The sequence below is a fragment of the Olleya namhaensis genome, assembly GCF_900114005.1.
Classification (GTDB): Bacteria; Bacteroidota; Bacteroidia; order Flavobacteriales; family Flavobacteriaceae; genus Olleya; species Olleya namhaensis.
The window spans coordinates 247,179-264,227 of record NZ_FORM01000007.1 but is presented as its reverse complement, the minus strand read 5'-3'; the positions used below and the strand labels follow the sequence as shown (position 1 = coordinate 264,227).

The 17,049-nt window shown below is 31.9% G+C and carries 17 protein-coding genes; 3 read left to right on the top strand and 14 right to left on the bottom strand.

Features of this window, described 5'->3' with window-relative positions:
- Positions 1–228: 228 nt before the first annotated feature.
- The 11 genes from BMZ09_RS12600 to BMZ09_RS12550 all read right to left on the bottom strand — a co-directional run bounded on the left by BMZ09_RS12600 (position 229) and on the right by BMZ09_RS12550 (position 10,426).
- Positions 229–768 carry a DUF4274 domain-containing protein gene (locus BMZ09_RS12600; protein WP_090841142.1) on the bottom strand — a complete coding sequence of 180 codons (540 nt, stop codon included), beginning with the start codon at positions 766–768 and terminating at the stop codon, positions 229–231.
- A gap of 183 nt (positions 769–951) precedes the next feature.
- A complete protein-coding gene (locus tag BMZ09_RS12595; protein WP_090841140.1) occupies positions 952–1,629 on the bottom strand; it encodes a hypothetical protein in 678 nt (225 codons plus the stop codon).
- A 317-nt stretch (positions 1,630–1,946) separates the two neighbouring features.
- Positions 1,947–2,522: a type 1 periplasmic binding fold superfamily protein gene (locus BMZ09_RS12590; protein ID WP_090841138.1), complete on the bottom strand. Its 576-nt coding sequence runs from the start codon at positions 2,520–2,522 to the stop codon at positions 1,947–1,949.
- Positions 2,523–2,538: 16 nt separating this feature from the next.
- Positions 2,539–4,938, bottom strand: coding sequence for a TonB-dependent receptor (locus BMZ09_RS12585; protein ID WP_090841136.1), 2,400 nt, complete (start codon positions 4,936–4,938; stop codon positions 2,539–2,541).
- Between the two features lie 33 nt (positions 4,939–4,971).
- A complete protein-coding gene (locus tag BMZ09_RS12580) occupies positions 4,972–5,301 on the bottom strand; it encodes a hypothetical protein (RefSeq protein WP_090841134.1) in 330 nt (109 codons plus the stop codon).
- A complete protein-coding gene (locus tag BMZ09_RS12575) occupies positions 5,302–5,793 on the bottom strand; it encodes a DUF6787 family protein (protein ID WP_090841132.1) in 492 nt (163 codons plus the stop codon). It lies immediately after the preceding gene.
- A gap of 36 nt (positions 5,794–5,829) precedes the next feature.
- On the bottom strand, positions 5,830–6,261 hold the full coding sequence (locus tag BMZ09_RS12570) for a DUF6146 family protein (protein WP_090841130.1): 432 nt from the start codon (positions 6,259–6,261) through the stop codon (positions 5,830–5,832).
- Between the two features lie 103 nt (positions 6,262–6,364).
- Entirely contained in the window at positions 6,365–7,009 is a 645-nt protein-coding gene (locus BMZ09_RS12565; RefSeq protein WP_090841128.1) for a DUF937 domain-containing protein, read from the bottom strand.
- 121 nt (positions 7,010–7,130) lie between these two features.
- Positions 7,131–8,087, bottom strand: coding sequence for a D-2-hydroxyacid dehydrogenase (locus BMZ09_RS12560; RefSeq protein WP_090841126.1), 957 nt, complete (start codon positions 8,085–8,087; stop codon positions 7,131–7,133).
- Positions 8,088–8,195: 108 nt separating this feature from the next.
- On the bottom strand, positions 8,196–9,257 hold the full coding sequence (gene serC, locus BMZ09_RS12555) for a 3-phosphoserine/phosphohydroxythreonine transaminase (protein WP_090841124.1): 1,062 nt from the start codon (positions 9,255–9,257) through the stop codon (positions 8,196–8,198).
- Between the two features lie 107 nt (positions 9,258–9,364).
- Positions 9,365–10,426, bottom strand: coding sequence for an acyl-CoA reductase (locus BMZ09_RS12550; RefSeq protein ID WP_090841122.1), 1,062 nt, complete (start codon positions 10,424–10,426; stop codon positions 9,365–9,367).
- Positions 10,427–10,503: 77 nt separating this feature from the next.
- On the opposite strand from BMZ09_RS12550, the gene BMZ09_RS12545 reads away from it, so the two are divergent.
- Complete coding sequence (locus tag BMZ09_RS12545) at positions 10,504–10,857, top strand: 4Fe-4S dicluster domain-containing protein (protein WP_090841120.1); 354 nt, start codon at positions 10,504–10,506, stop codon at positions 10,855–10,857.
- A 53-nt stretch (positions 10,858–10,910) separates the two neighbouring features.
- Here BMZ09_RS12545 and BMZ09_RS12540 read toward each other — a convergent pair whose 3' ends face one another.
- The 3 genes from BMZ09_RS12540 to BMZ09_RS12530 form a co-directional block, all read right to left on the bottom strand.
- The gene (locus BMZ09_RS12540) at positions 10,911–11,651 is read right to left on the bottom strand and encodes a class I SAM-dependent DNA methyltransferase (protein WP_090841117.1); all 741 of its coding nucleotides are present in this window, start codon (positions 11,649–11,651) and stop codon (positions 10,911–10,913) included.
- A 7-nt stretch (positions 11,652–11,658) separates the two neighbouring features.
- A complete protein-coding gene (locus tag BMZ09_RS12535) occupies positions 11,659–12,261 on the bottom strand; it encodes a short chain dehydrogenase (protein WP_090841115.1) in 603 nt (200 codons plus the stop codon).
- Between the two features lie 100 nt (positions 12,262–12,361).
- Positions 12,362–15,118: a TonB-dependent receptor gene (locus BMZ09_RS12530; RefSeq protein ID WP_090841113.1), complete on the bottom strand. Its 2,757-nt coding sequence runs from the start codon at positions 15,116–15,118 to the stop codon at positions 12,362–12,364.
- A gap of 228 nt (positions 15,119–15,346) precedes the next feature.
- Between BMZ09_RS12530 and ychF the strand changes: the two genes are divergently transcribed.
- Positions 15,347–16,441, top strand: a complete 1,095-nt coding sequence (ychF, locus tag BMZ09_RS12525; protein ID WP_090841111.1) for a redox-regulated ATPase YchF — start codon at positions 15,347–15,349, stop codon at positions 16,439–16,441.
- Positions 16,442–16,571: 130 nt separating this feature from the next.
- Positions 16,572–17,024 carry an SRPBCC family protein gene (locus BMZ09_RS12520; RefSeq protein WP_090841110.1) on the top strand — a complete coding sequence of 151 codons (453 nt, stop codon included), beginning with the start codon at positions 16,572–16,574 and terminating at the stop codon, positions 17,022–17,024.
- Positions 17,025–17,049 lie beyond the last annotated feature (25 nt).

The following is a 17,049-nucleotide window of genomic DNA, read 5'->3' as shown; positions in this document are numbered from 1 at the left end:
CAATAAGTCCAACAACTGAAATTGTCACAATTCCAAAAATCAGAAGTCCATATTTTAATGCTTTGCTCAATGTTTGTTTTAAATTGCGTAGAACGTTTATGTATAAGAATAGTTGCGGGTTTGTATGCGAGGAATTTCCTTCGGAAATTCAGACGTTACAAACACGCAATGACCTTTGATTAAGCACTAAACCGCAATTATTTTTATACGGTGTTGTGCGTTCGTTTTTTATTCTATTTCGTATTTCTCAAAAATTCCTTGTTTTAGTAAATCAAGTTCAGGTGGAAACCCTTCTATAAAATCTTTCGGTTCATCAACTTTTTTACCTTCCACTTTTTCGAACATTATTTTCGGTATATCTCTAACGATTTTCTCATCTAAATAGTCATTTGTCCAATCGTAGCCTTGTTCATCACTTTTGGGATTATACTCAAATATATTTTGTTTATAAAAGTTTTTTAAATAATTTCCTTCTATTTTTTCCGTAAATTCAAAGTCATTCAAGGAATATTTTTCTTTAGAAATTAAGTCTTTTTTGTCCTTAAATTTTTTCCAATATCTTGGTGCCGATTTCCAATATATCATTAATGCGGTTCCTTTATCAGTTAATGGATTATCAGTAAGCCAATTCAAAAATACGGATGAACTGTCCCAATTCCATTCCATAGCCATTTGATGCCAAATTGTAGGTGTAGTCGTTTTTGCATATTCTATAATAAGGTCATTTAATATTTCTTCAAACCTCTCGTCTGTAATTTTTTCTTTCATTGATTTTAGCTTATTTTTCTTTCAACACGATTTTGGTAAATGACGCACAACGTGTTTGTATAAGAATAGTTGCGGGTTTGTATGCGAGGAATTTCCGAAGGAAATTCAGACGTTACAAACACGCAACGACCTTTGATTAAGCACTAAACCGCAATTATTTTTATACGGTGTTAGCACCAGTTTTTATTCTCCAATATCTTTAATTCCATTCAACCACTTTATTTTGATATTAGTCATTTTTTTAAATTCAGACATTTCCTTTTCAGTCATAAAGTCAATTACAGCATCTTGACCTAAACCAATAACACTAAACTTTTCAGGATTTTTTAATTCAGAGTTAAGCTCTTGAATTTTATCGAATAAAGAGCCATCAACCCAATCATTATCAATTCTTAAATTCCATTTGTGATTTTTTCCGTTTAGCTCAAAAGAAACCCAAGCTTTCTCATTATCTATGTCAACAAAATCTTTAATATTTTCAAAATTCAGTTTGTTTTTAGATATTCTTTTTATGTTTTCGAGTATGTCGATATAAGAGCCGTTGTCCTCAATGCATTCAGCATCGAAATGCCAACAATCATTTGTTATAGGTGTCCAAGGTTCTCTTTCTATTGTCGAACCTAAAGTAACATACATAAGAACCCAAGTATCATCTTCAAAATCAGATTTGTCGTATGATTCGAGTAAAGTTTCTTTAGTAATTCCGCTGTTCAATTTGTATCCTAATTCTTTGTAAGTTTTAAGTTGTTCCTCAAAACTTACTTTTGGAATTTTCTTAACATTTTCTTTCAGAAACTTATAGGTTTTAAATCCTGTTAGAATTAAAAACACACTTATCACTATAATTATCGTTTTTATCATCGGTTTTCTCAAATTGGTGCTAACTCGTTATATAACAACTAAAGTAGTGAATATCCCACAAAATTCCCGGGATATCCACACTTTTTGTAATAATTGTTACAGAGTATACCCCAGACCAATGCTAATAATACGTCCCATATTTGCAATGCCTTCAGATTTTAGTCTTGATAGGTATTTAATAAGAATTTTAGTCTTAAGTAATTATCAGTCAGATTAACTTGGTAGGATTATTTTTTATTTATAATTTTTAATTGTGCCATTAAATTAGAGCAAAAAAAAAGCATCCAATATGGATGCTTTTTTTAATTATTGGTATTTTATTCTATTACTACAGGAAAAACAGCTTGTATGTCCGTTTCTCCACCAGCATTAGTAATTTCACCATCGCTTACACCTTCAGCAGACTTGCTCGGTTCGTGACGTAATGTAATTGTAATGTTTCCTGCGGATGCAGTAGCGGCAGTTGTTAATGTAAATTCAAGACCTACAGGGTTTCCGTTTCCGTCAAAATCTGCATATGCAAATGTTGCAACAGCGTTAGATGCTTGATAAAAAAACTGGTGCTCGTCATCTTCTTCCTCAATTTCTTCATTAATTTCTTCAGCTGGAGATTCTGTTTCATTTAATAACAAAAGACTACCGTCGTATGTTGTATTAACGGCTAAAGCAGAAGAAACTGTAATTACGGCAGGATCCGGTCCGTCACCATCCAAATCTTGAGTTTGTAAAGTTATTGGGGTTCCTCCTCCAACAGGTGTTAATGTTGCTTTTAAGGTTGTAATAACTTCCTCTTCGTTTACTGGTTCTGGATTAGAACCATCATCATCGTTTGAACATGCTGTAAGTACGATTGAAGCTAAAAGGATAAGTGATAATTGTTTTAATGTTTTCATTTTTTAATGTTTTGTGTTAATAATTAAGTTTTAATTGTAACATAATATTTCTTCCTAGATCATCAGCAAAGTATCGTAATCTATTTAGGTTTTCTCTGTAGTTTGTATTAAGTAAATTAGTAATATTTAATCCAATGTTTAAATTTGATTTTTCAGATATTGTCAATGTAATATTACTTTGTAAATGTAATAAGTGGTAGGTTGGTGGGGTAGAGCTAACATCCACTAAAACCATTTGTTCAGTGGTTGGTATATACACTTCAAAATTATTATTAGGAAAATTAGTTTGTTTAAAAACTAATTCGCTTTGTAACTCTGTTTTTAAATTCAGCCATTTCTTATTAGAAAAACCTAAACTATTCACAGTTTTTACAGAAGGCATATCAATTAAAGCATCATTTTTTGTTACATCTTTCCCTTTAATATAAGACGATTTATTTTTTAAAAACCACTGCTCATTTAAGGTGTAATTTGCGGTTACATCTAAACCATATAACACAGCATTGGTTTGGTTATAGCTCCAAACAGGAAATGCGCCACGTATGGTTTGTTCCGTACCTGTTGGTCTTACAAAAATATAATCGTTTATATAGTTATAAAAGGTTTCTGCGCTTAATGACAATCCTTTGTTTTGATAATTATAAGTTGCAGAAACACGGTTAGATGTTTCTTTTTTTAAACGTAAATCTCCTAATTCTATTCTTGCTGCCGAGTGATGTAAACCATCACTAAACAACTCTGACGGGTTTGGTGCTCTATTTGACAAGCCATAATTAAAAATAAAATTATTCCTATCATTTATTTGATAAGAAATACCTGCAGAAGCTGATATGTTGTGATAATTAAAAATAGGATTAGTTAATAATTGTGTACCTAAATCATCAATAACAAGGTTTGCAAACTCATTATTATAAGCACGCTCGTTCCAACGACTTGTTAAATAGAATTTTTTAGCATCAATTTGATTAAAGTCATAACGTAGTCCAAAATCTACATTGATATCATTATTTAGCCTTAAATTAGAAATAACAAAAGCCCCAGCATCATATTTATCATAATCAGGTATTAATCGTCTAACACCAGTGTTAGGATCTGCAAAATTATTTTGATAGCCTGCGTTTAGACCAAATTGGTAAGTGATATTGCTTTTTGAATCTAATTTTACACTCGTTTTTAATGTGTGCGTTTTTAATGTTAAATCTACAGCAGCTTTGTCTCTGTCATCACCAACACGTATGTCATACTCAAAACGATGATTGTTTTGATAGTCATATTGTACGTCTACACGACCAAATTTTTTAAAACGCTTATAAAATTCGGTTTTAAAAACATGATGTGTTACTTCTTGTTTTGGTGCATTGATGTCATAGGCAAAGTCTTCTATAACTAATGGTTTTGGATTGTTTATAGCGTTTACCAAATCTTCAACGTTTCCAATATGAGAAGCTCTCAAAATACCTATTTGATTGTCTAAATAACTGTAATAGACATTAAACCCTTTCTCAAAAGATTTAAAACCACCATTAAACGATAGTCCTTTAGCATTTAACCCTGTATTGGTTAAATAATAATCAGGAGATTTAAAATCTCCAAACCGTTTTAAAGAAGTTTGTGCCCCTAAATACCATCCTTTTTTGTAGGTTTTGGTCAATGATGTATTAAAATTGTAACCTCTACCGTTGCTATGACCTGTTATAATTGATTTTCCGTACAGTGAATCTTTTAAACTAATTTTTGAGGGTTTAAGTACAATAACCCCACCAATAGCATCACCACCATAAGCCAAAGCATTAGCACCTTTTATAACGTTAATACTGCCGGCAGTATTTAAATCTATATTTGGTGCGTGTTCAATTCCCCATTCCTGGTCTTGAAGCCTAACGCCATTAGTCATAACAATTATCCTACTACTATGTAAACCATTAATTACAGGTTTTACAATTGTACTACCAGTATTGATAGAAGATACACCACTAATCTGTTTTAAAACATCACCTAAATTAAGTGAGCTAAAACGGTCAATAGTTTCGGATTTTAGAATTGTTTCCTGAGTAGTTTTAGTTATTTTAGAGGTGCTTGCCCCCTTAACTTTTACTTCATTTAACTCTTCTATATGATGTTCTAGATTGACTACTAAAAAAGTATCACCATCAATGTCAATGTCTATGTTTTTGGTTTCGCAAGCCAAATGCGTCACTTCAAAAACAATGGCATCATTACAGAGATCTTTAATAAAAAAATATCCATTAACATCAGTAGTTGTGTACTTGTTAAGACTTTTAATATAGATAGTAGCGTTTGTAATTGGCGTACCATCATGGAAGTCGTGTACTTCTCCCGAAAGGGTAGAACTACAATTTTGACTTTGTGACCAACTGAAAATACAGCTGAACAAAATCATTATATAATATTTCATTGTAAATAAATTTAGTTTAAATAATTACTTATTTTAAACTAAAAAAGGTGGGCCTCGAAGAGAATACGATAATTGCTGATGATTATACTTGAAGTTATAAAATGTAGCATTAATTTTAGAATAGTTATCCAAAATAATAATTTTGGTATCTTCTAAAATAGTATAATATTGTGTGTTAAGTTTAAACTTGAAAAACTCGCATTCTAAATTAATTTCATGCATATGTTTTGTTGAATAATCTGTACAAACCTCATGCTTGTGATTTTCAAAAATATGCGTAAACTTTACAGCAGATGGCATTAACACAGCTAATAGAAGGACTATTGCTGCAATTTTAAATGCGATGTGCTGTTGTTGTTTCAATTAATCTACAAATTTGCCTAAACCAAAACGCCTAATCATTTTCTTTTCAAATTCCCAAAAGAATTTGTGTTGACCAGATAGCCAACCAAAACAAACTAGCATTATTTGGTAAAATATTATGCCAATGATAATGTATAATGCCCAATAGACAAAAACATTTAAGTTTTCTTTAGTAATTCCAAGCCAAGAAATAATTGGTCTTCCAATAAATACTGAAGAACTTCCGGTTACTGCAAAGACAAGAAAAATACGAATCATTTCCCATCTATAATCAACTTTCCATTTGTTTTCTAGTTTTTTAAATAGAAATAAAAAGAACTTTAACAACGCATATGTAATTACAATTGCTAAAACAATTGTTAAGATTAGATTGTTGTCAAACAGCAATTTAGCCAGTTTAAAGCTAGAGTAACCTAACCCTACAATACCAAGTAAGGGGAAGAGGAGTTGCCAATTTTGTTGGATGTCCCAACGTGTTTTAAATTTTTCCATTTTAATTTTTGTCGTCGCAAAGGTATTAAAAGGGCTTTAATTAGTAGGTATACGACCGCCTAAAAGATTTTGTTTATATCTATTTTGAAAGTACACAAAGTAGTTATATAATTGGTAATTAACGTCATAACCATAGTCTATGTTAGATCTATAATCTATTTGCATCTCGTATAAAGTAGCATTATAGCGTTGTGGTTGCATTACACGCGTATTCCATTGTGTCACATAAAAAATATTTTTATTTTCTAAAAAGGACTGAGAGTGAAACCCTTTAGGTCGCGCTCTACTTGCTAACCAAGCATTAAATCCAGGTTCTATAATCAAGATTTCGTAGTCAGAATCGTCACTACTTAAAGTAATAGTATCTCCAACCTGTGCTGCGTCTTTTGTTATTGTAGCAGTTTTTTTATTTGTACCACAGCTAAAAACTATAAATAGGATAGCAGCAATTAATATTAAATTTTTCATACTATTAGATTTTATTAAAAATACAACATTTATCAGGCATTATAAAACAAAAAAGAAGCCAAACAATTGTTTGGCTTCTTGATATTATAAATGGGGGTATATCTTATTTTCCGAAAAGACCACCTAGTAAACCACCTAGTCCTCCTTTATTAGATCCTCCTAAAACCATTCCTGCAACATCATCAATAATGCTACCATCACCGTCGCTGTCTAACATTTTTTCAAGAAAACTTTGCTCTTCAGTTACAGCACCTTGACTACTAGCACCACCAAGTAAACCACCTAGTAAATCACCGATTCCGCTAGAAGAACTTACATTGTTTTGTGACGCTTGTTTACCTAAAACACCCATTAATATTGGTGCAGCTACTTTTAAGATACTGTCTACAGCGCTTGAGTCCATACCAGCCTTTTGACCTAATACTTGCTCTACACCAGCTCTTTTGTTTCCTAAAACATGACCTAATATTTTATCTCCGTCATTAGTTACTTCTTCGTTAACACCACCACCAAATAAACCACCAAGGTTATCTAGTATACTTCCGTTGTGCTTACCGCTAATAGCTCCCATTAATCCTTCAGCACCTTCTGGTGTAGAAGCATTACGTTCCATTGCTTTCATTAAAACTGGTAAAGCCATCGCTAAAAGACCTCCTGTTTTTGCTTGGTCTTGTCCAGTTGAACCTGCAACACCGCTTATTATTGTTTTACCTAAATCTGAGTTTAAAAGATCGAAAATTCCTGCCATTGTATATAAAAATTAATAGTTAATAATATTGATACTTACAAAGTACAAAAAAAAGCCACATCTTAACAATGTGACTTCTTTATAATTTAATTCGAACTAAAGAGTCGATAAAACGACTGATTTATCCGTTTAAAAGTATGTTTTTAATTTGAGTTGCTAATTCAGTACCAATTCTATCTTGTGCTTCGTTTGTTGCAGCTCCAATATGTGGTGTTAATGATATTCTACCATTCATTAATAACTGTACAGCTGGCGTTGGTTCGTTTTGAAATGTATCTAAACCAGCAAAGGCTAGTTTTCCATTTTCTAAAGCAGTAACCAATTCTACTTCATTAACTACACCACCTCTTGCAGCGTTAATAAGGGCAGAGCCATCTTTCATTAAATCAAATTCAGCTTTACCAATCACGTAATCCTTTTGAGCCGGTACATGTAATGTCACAAAATCAGATTGTTTTAAAACGTCTTCCATAGATTCTGTTTTAATAGAAAAATTTACAGACTGTCCATCAAAAAAATCAACCTTTACATCTGCATTTTCAATAAACTTATCTGCAGCAATTACTTTCATTCCTACACCTAAACCTATTTTTGCTACTTCTTGACCAATACGACCAAATCCAATAACACCTAAAGTTTTTCCTCTTAACTCAACACCTTTAGCGTAATTTTTCTTTAATTTTTTAAACTGAGAATCGCCATCTAAAGGCATGTTTCTGTTAGCATCGTGTAAAAATCTTACGCCACCATATAAGTGAGCAAACACTAACTCTGCTACAGATTGAGAAGATGCTGCAGGTGTATTAATAACATGCAATCCTTTTTCTCTAGCATATTCTACATCAATATTATCCATACCAACACCACCACGACCTATAATTTTTAGGTTTGGACAAGCATCAATTAAATCTTTTCTTGCAGTAGTTGCACTTCTAACTAATAGTACGCTAATAGCGTTATCGTTAATATAATTTATCAATTGTTCTTGGGCAACGGTTGTTGTGTTAACTTCAAAACCTGCTGCTTCTAATGCATCAATTCCACTTTGAGATACACCATCGTTTGCTAATACTTTCATAATAATTGTAATTGCGTTATTCCTTATTATTTAGGATAACCATTTATTCTATTTATTTTTTGCCTATGTAGTAAACACTTATTTATTGTAACTGTTTACATTACTAGTTTAGGCTTTACTTTCTAACTCGTTCATTACTTCAACAAGTACTTTTACACTATCTAATGATAAAGCATTGTACATACTTGCTCTGTAACCACCAACGCTTCTGTGTCCGCTTAAGCCATTAATTCCAGCTTCTTTCCACATCGTATCAAACGTTTCTTTTAAATCCTCGTTAACTAATGTAAATGTTGCATTCATGTCAGAACGGTCTTCTTTTGCTGCAAATCCTTTAAATAAAGGGTTTAAATCAATTTCAGAATACATTAAACGTGCTTTTTTATCGTTTTCTTGCTCGATAGCTTTAATACCACCTAAGTCTTTTAACCATTGCATAGTCAACATAGACGTATATACTGCAAAAACAGGAGGCGTATTAAACATACTACTTTTGTCAATATGTACTTTATAATCTAACATTGAAGGAATTTTACGTGATACTTTACCTAAAATGTCTTCCTTAACTATAATTAAAGTTGTACCTGCTGGTCCCATATTTTTTTGAGCACCTGCATATATTAAATCAAATTGAGAGAAATCTAAAGTACGAGAAAAGATATCACTACTCATATCACAAACTAATGGGATTGGAGACTTTGGAAAACTTTTCATTTGTGTTCCAAAAATAGTGTTGTTGGAAGTACAATGAAAATAATCAAGATCTTCAGGAATATCAAAACCTTTAGGAATGTAATTGTAGTTAGCATCTTTTGATGAGGCAACTTCTATAATATCGGCATAAATTTTAGCTTCTTTAATGGCTTTATCTGCCCATGTTCCTGTATTTAAATACGCTGCTTTTTTTTCTAATAAATTTTGAGCAACCATTAAAAACTGCATACTAGCACCACCTTGTAAAAATAAAGCTTTGTAACCTTTACCTTCTAGTCCTAATAACTCTAAAGCTAAAGATCTAGCTTGTTCCATTACATCCACGAAGGACTTGCTTCTATGCGAAATCTCGATTAATGATAATCCATTATCAAAATCTAATAAAGCTTCTGATGCTTTTTGTATTACTTCTTTAGGTAAAACGCATGGTCCTGCGCTAAAATTGTGTTTTTGCATGAGTACAAGTTTTTGTTTCTGTTGTAACAGAAATTATCTTTATTTTTCAGTTAACAAAGGTGCTAAATATTGATTTAAAATAAGTTAAGAATATAATAATTTATTAACTAGATTTCTAACAAAAATGCAATAGTATCAACATCATCAGCATAGTCTGAAAGTTCTGGTTTTTGTGTTTTTCCAAACGGAATTTCATTTTTATAAAATCCATCGGCGACAATACATTGTATTAGATCTTTATCAATATCAAGTTTTTGTTTTAAGGTGTCTTCAGTATCATAATACTCATAAAACACTGTAGCTATAGGTGACGCATAGCTTTGGTCTTCCTTTATCATTAAAAACCCATTTTCTAACATATCAAATTCGCTCATTATATACACGGCTTTATTATAGTCGTAATTATTAGCGTATTTAGATTCGTTAACAATAGGATGCCATTTGTACATCGCTGCAAAGAAAGCATCAAAATTATAACCTTTTGGTATAAACAGTTTGGATACATTTCTGCAACCTAAACCATAGTATCTAAAAATATCTTCAGAAAGTAAATCTAATTGTTCTTTAGTTTCATTACCAGTTAATATGGCAGCAGAATTTCTGTTTTTTCTAATTATGGAAGGCTTGTTTTTAAAGTAGAATTCAAAATAACGCGCCGTATTATTACTACCGGTAGCAATAACAGCATCAAATGCCTCTAATTTATCTTCTGTAAATTTTATTTTTCCTTTTAATTCAGGTGCTACATGCTCTAGATATTTGGCTAAATAGGGTAGTAGGTGCTTATCGTTAGACGATTGTTTAACCAAAACATGGTGACCTGAAACTAAAACACATAAAAAATCATGAAACCCAACAAGTGGTATGTTACCTGCCATTATTATGGCTACTGTTTTTGGGGTTACTTGGTCTGTATTATAATTGTTTAGCCATTGTTTTATATTGTCTTCAGAAAGTTGCGTGCTCCAACCATCTAATGAAAATCTAATATTTTCTTTTGTAAACCAACCGTTATATTCTTTCGCTAATTTAATTTGATGCTTAAAACCATCAAAAAATAAATCGTTGTAAAGTATGTTTTCCTTTTTTTCTACTTCTTCAGAAGAAAATTGGCTGATAAAACGCCCTAATTGTATAAAAGCTTCAGTAATGTGATCTTTGTTACTCATTATTATTTGTATAACACCTTTTTTGGCTTTATTTTTGTACCGCAAAGTTAAGTAAACAAAAAAGATTAAAAAACGCTATGGCAATTATTATAACAGACGAATGTATTAACTGTGGAGCATGTGAGCCGGAATGCCCAAATACTGCAATTTATGAAGGTGCTGACGATTGGAGATACAAAGATGGTACTAGTTTAAATGGTAAGTTGGTTTTAACTGATGGAAAGGAAGTTGATGCTGATGAAGCGCAAGAGCCTATTAGTGACGAGATTTATTATATAGTACCAGATAAATGTACAGAATGTGTTGGTTTTCATGAAGAACCACAATGTGCTGCAGTATGTCCTGTAGATTGTTGTGTACCGGATGACGAGCATGTAGAAACTAAAGACACCTTATTAGGAAAGCAAAAATTTATGCATCCTGATGGATAATTAAAATATTTAAATCTAAAAAAGCTCAAGTTTATACTTGGGCTTTTTTTTATTTATAGTTTTTGAGCGACCACAGCGTAACAATCAAACATGTAAGCGGGCTTATCAATAAACGCTAAAATTTTATAGTTGTTAAGATAGAGTAGTAGTTCCCATTCGTTTTTAGTGAAAGCTCTTACTTCTGATGTGTCACTTGCTATTAGTTTTTTGTTATGACCCTCTATTTTATAATATTTAGAATCCCAATCAAACATAAAATTGTTAGACGTATTAGTGTTTAGTTTGCTATTTCTGGAGTAATGGCTATTGTTAAACGAAGCCTTGTGCGTTAGAGTTGTACCTCCTTTTATTTGTTTAAAAAAACGATTAGCGTCAATAAAATCAAAACACAAAATACCATTAGGTTCTAAATTAGTATAAATAGATTGTAATGCGTTATTAATGTCTTTATTAGTTAATAGATAGCTTGAGGTGCGTCCGGTAATTATGACACTTTTAACGGGAGTACTTAGTTTAAAATTTCTCATGTCTCCTTGAGTAAATAATCCCTTTGGATTGTTTTGTATTGCTAAATCAATCATAGCTTGACTATAATCCAATCCTTGATAGTTGCACTGGTTGTCAATAAAATATTTTGCCAAATGACCTGTGCCAGATCCTATTTCTAAAACACTGTCTTTATTATGGTCTTTTAAAATGGTATTGTAAAACAGATATTCTTGCTTATAGTCAATAAAGCTTTGATACATGTTATCATATATTTTTTCGAAACCATTGGAATATAAACTTTGCATAAGACTGTTATTCGTAATATCTGATTATTGTTCCGTTAATTTTTCCTTTTACACTCCTTACATAGGCATTAATTACTTTTTGCATTGGGATTGGATTGTGACCAGGAAAATAATCTTTATATTTTTCAAAAGCATCTTCAACCATTCCTAAAGACACAACGTTTAATCGGTGTCCATTTTCTAATTCTAATGCTGCAGCTTGCGCAAAACTATGTATACCTCCATTTACCATTGCCGCACTAGCAGTTTTAACAACAGGATCGTCAGCCAATATACCTGTGGATAAAGTAATAGAGCCATTTTGTTTTAAGTACTGTTGGCCTATTCTAACCAAATTGACTTGTCCCATTAATTTGCTTTTTATACCTATATAATAGTCGTCTTCTGTTAACTCGTTAAAAGGTGACCATTTTGCTTCTCCTGCAATACAGATTATAGCATCTACTTGCCCTGTTTGATCAAATAAATCTTTAATGGATTGGCTATTTGTGATGTCTACATTAAATTCACCATTTGTTCTTGCTGCGATAATGACGTCATTATTTTCTTTAAAATATTGACTTATTTTATTTCCAATGGTACCATTACCACCTATTATTAAAATTCTCATTTTGTTTGATTTAAAAGGTTGAATTCTTAGACTTAAAGATAAAAAAAATGCTGCTCAATTTGAGCAGCATTTTAAAATATACTTTTTAAACTAAGTTAAATTAGAACTTGTAGTTTACAGAAAAGTTAAACATTGTTCCTAATTGACTAAAATGATATCCATCATAAGTCATTTGAGAATAACGTTGATTAAATGTAATTAAGTTAGACTGATTTTGCGTTGCAGCAGCATCAGCAAGAATAGCATCTCCAGCAGCATTTTCTGCTTTAAAGCTCCATTCAGGTAATACATTTAATAAGTTGTTTACGTTTAATGATAATGTTAATTTATCCGTAGCATTAAAGTTGATACCTAAATCTGTAACAATTTTTGGAGTAAACTCAGTACGTAAATCATTACTTAAACCTTGTTGCTTAAAAGTTGTTTTACCAAAATAAGTGTTATTTAAAGAGAAACCAAACTTGTTAATATCGTAGTTTGCACCTAAAATCCACTTAGTTTCTGGTCTAGAAGTAAAGAATAAAGCTTCTTGAGTAGCATTAACTACAGATTGTCCTGCATTAGCAACCAAAGCAATATCTTTTACAGCACCATCTCTTTCGTTTTGGATAGTATAGTTACCTGATAAATTAAGGTCTAAATCACCTTCACCAATTTCGATATTTTTCTTACTTAATACAACATCTATACCTGAAGTACGTGTGTCAATAGCATTAGAAAAGAAACTAACATCGCTTAAGTTGTTATTATTTAATAATATATCTAAAGGGTTTGTTGCATCTCCTGTAGCTCCAATTTCAGATCCTAAAACAATTCTGTCTTCAACAGAGATATTGTAGTAGTCTACAGTAAATGTTAAGTTATTAGCTAGTTTTCCACCAAAACCAATAGTAAAGTTGTTAGACGTTTCTGCATCTAATTCTGGAATACCTAATAATTTAGCTTGTGTAGAGACGTTGTTTATTAAACCTCCAACTTGAATCCCTTGTCCAGGTATAAAGCTATATTGTGCTTTTTGAGTATAGATTTGGTGTAAGGTTGGTGCTCTAAATCCAGAAGAGATAGAAGCTCTAGCAGTTAAGTTGTCAGTTATTTTATAACGTGTACTAAACTTGTAAACAAATGTGTTACCAAAATCAGAATAGTTTTCTGTTCTAACAGTACCGCTTAATAAGAAAGCATCAGATACATCATAATCTAAAGAGAAATAAGCTCCAATATTATAACGGTTGAATTTACCAGAGTTTTCAGGACTATTTCCTGCAAAAGAATCTGCACCACCACCATCATAAGATGATAATTCACCTTCAATTACTTCAAACGTTTCATTTCTAAACTCAGCACCAAAACCAACGCTCACTTTATCAGATAATACTCTTGAAATATCAATATTACCTACGTTATGTGTAAATTTTGTTCCTCCTGGGTTAAAAGATTGTTGACTATTAGCACCGTATAAAGGCGTTGCTTCAAATTCATCAGTTGCTGGGTTATAACTAACGCCATAAACTTCATTTCTGTTATGAGATTGGCTAACAGTATATGTTTGTGTGTTTCCACCTGTAGTGTAACTTAAATCAACATTCCAGTCGTTTATTTTAGTTTTTACACCTACAGTTCCATGATAATCATTCAATAAACCTTCAAAAGTAGGTACATAACCATCATATCCACCAGCTGTATTAGGATTGCTTCCTGGGAAAAAATCAGCTAAATAAGGGTAGTCATCAACAGTTCTCCAATATGGTGTTCTGTAGTTAGCAAAACTATTTACTTTTTTGTAAACATATGCTGCGTTAAAATATAATTCTGTGTTATCAGATAAATCTAATCCAGAGTTAATTAAAAACTTAGAAGATGCATTTTCAGGAGATCCATTCACATTATTTGCATCTGGGTTACGAGATAAAAACTCTTGCACATCCGCAAGGTCTGCACCAAAATCTCCAGCTTCACCTTCAGCATCTACAGTACCTGGTCTATTTGCTAAATTAGTTTTAGAAAAATCAATTGTATAATTGATAAATCCTTTATCGTCACCAATTGTAGAACCATTATTTACAGCAATTCCAATCATTTCTCCATCACCTTCACTAGTAATACCCGTTCTTAATGTTGCAGAACCTTTGTTTACTTCGTCTTTTAATATAATGTTCATTACACCAGCAATTGCGTCAGATCCGTATTGTGCAGAGGCACCATCACGTAAAATTTCTACGCGCTTTATTGCATCTGTAGGTATTGCAGAGATATCTGCACCTGTTTCTCCACGACCTGGAGACGTTTGTGTATATAGTAACGCACTTAAATTTTTACGTTTACCATTAATTAAAATTAATGTTCTACTTGGTCCCATGTTTCTAATTTCATAAGGATCTAATAAAGAAGTTGCATCATTAACAGGTGTTTGTACCGTGTTAAAAGATGGTATTCTGTATTGTAGCGCTTTGTCAAAAGTTGCTTGACCTGTAGACGTTAATTCTTTAATTCCTACAACGTCAATTGGTAACGCACTATTAACATTACTTCTTGGTGCAGTTCTAGATCCAACTAGTACAACCTCGTCTAACGTTTCTCCGCTAGCCATAGTAATATTAATACTTGTTTTACCATTAACAGCTACTTCTTTAGTGTCGTAACCAACATAGCTAAATACTAATGTTGCTCCACTAGAAACACTTAACGAGTATTTTCCGTCAAAGTCAGTAGTTGTTCCGTTACTTGTACCTTTTTCGATAACATTTACGGTTGGGATACCAAAGCCATCATCTCCGGATACCGTTCCGGACACATTGGTTTGGGCATTTGCAAAAGCTACTGAAAGAAGTAGCAGAAACAATAATTTAAGTTTTTTCATTTTTGATAGGTTTTAATTAATTGATTGCTAAATTATGTTAAAATTTTCACAATACAATTACGTATGCTTAAAAATTTAGCTATTTAATTGGTTAGAACATAGAATTAACATCATAAAAATGATTTTTTTTCAGTGTAATTCTAAAAAAATTAAAAATTTATCAAGTCGTTAATTGTTGTTCAGATAGTACTATATTTGCAGCCTTAAATTATCATAAATTTTTTGTACATGAAAGCAGGTATAGTAGGATTGCCAAACGTTGGGAAGTCAACGTTATTTAATTGTTTATCTAACGCAAAAGCGCAAAGTGCCAACTTTCCGTTTTGTACTATTGAGCCTAATATAGGTGTGGTAAATGTGCCGGATCCAAGATTAGAAAAATTAGAAAGCTTAGTAAACCCAGAACGTGTTTTACCAGCAACTGTAGAGATTGTTGATATTGCAGGTTTAGTTAAAGGTGCAAGTAAGGGAGAAGGTTTAGGGAATCAATTTTTAGGAAACATTAGAGAAACTGATGCTATTTTACATGTATTACGTTGTTTTGATAATGATAATATTATACATGTTGATGGTAATGTAAATCCTATTAGAGATAAGGAAACTATCGACATGGAGCTACAACTTAAAGATCTAGAGACTGTAGATAAAAAATTAGATAAAGTTAAACGTGCTGCAAAAACAGGAAATAAAGAGGCTCAAAAAGAGGAAGCTGTTTTATTAAAATTAAAAGCAGGTTTAGAAGCAGGTATATCTGTAAGAGCATTAGAGTTTTCTGATGAAGATTTAGAGGAGTTTGTTAATCCAGCGCAATTAATTACAGGAAAACCTGTATTATATGTATGTAATGTAGATGAAGAAAGTGCTGTCTCTGGAAATGCTTACGTGGATCTTGTAAAAGATGCTGTTAAGGACGAAAACGCTGAAGTAATTGTTTTAGCTGTTGGTACTGAAGCAGATATTAATGAGTTGGATGATTATGAAGAACGTCAAATGTTTTTATCAGATATAGGTTTGGAAGAGCCAGGATCTGCTAAATTAATCCGTTCGGCTTACAAATTATTAAATCAACAAACGTATTTTACTGCAGGTGTAAAAGAGGTAAGAGCTTGGACTATAAATGTGGGTTCTACAGCGCCACAAGCTGCGGGTGTTATTCATACTGATTTTGAAAAAGGGTTTATTCGTGCTGAAGTTATTGGTTATGAGGATTATGTTGAATACGGAAGTGAATCTAAAGTAAAAGAAGCTGGAAAAATGAGAGTAGAAGGTAAAGCATATGTCGTTAAAGATGGGGATGTAATGCATTTCTTATTTAATGTATAAATAATATCACTATTGGAGTTAAATTTGACGATTATTCTAAATAATTTATCAATTTGATTCTCATCAGATATATATCACTAAAACGAGATGAATTTTCATCTCGTTTTTTTTATTTCACTACCTTTGTGTTATGCCTTTAATCGAAATAAAAACAATAATACATTCAGATATTCAAACTTGTTTTGATTTGTCCAGAAATATAGATTTTCATAAGGATTCTATGGCGCATTCTAACGAAAAAGCTATAGCAGGAAAGACTTCTGGTTTAATTGGTTTAAATGAATGGGTGACTTGGGAAGCGTTTCATTTTGGCGTAAAACAGAAGTTAACGTCTAAAATAACAGCGTTTGATTCGCCTCACTATTTTGTAGATGAAATGGTCTCCGGAGCCTTTAAAAGTTTTAAGCACGAGCATATTTTTGTTTTTGAAGGCGGTAAAACAATTATGACGGATAAATTTTGGTTTAAATCACCTTTTGGTGTATTGGGCCGATTGGCAAATAATCTGTTTTTAAAAAAATACATGACAACACTTTTAAAAACTAGAAACCAATATTTAAAGGATAAAGCCGAAAATTGTTAAAAATCAACGTTCTGAACAATAATAT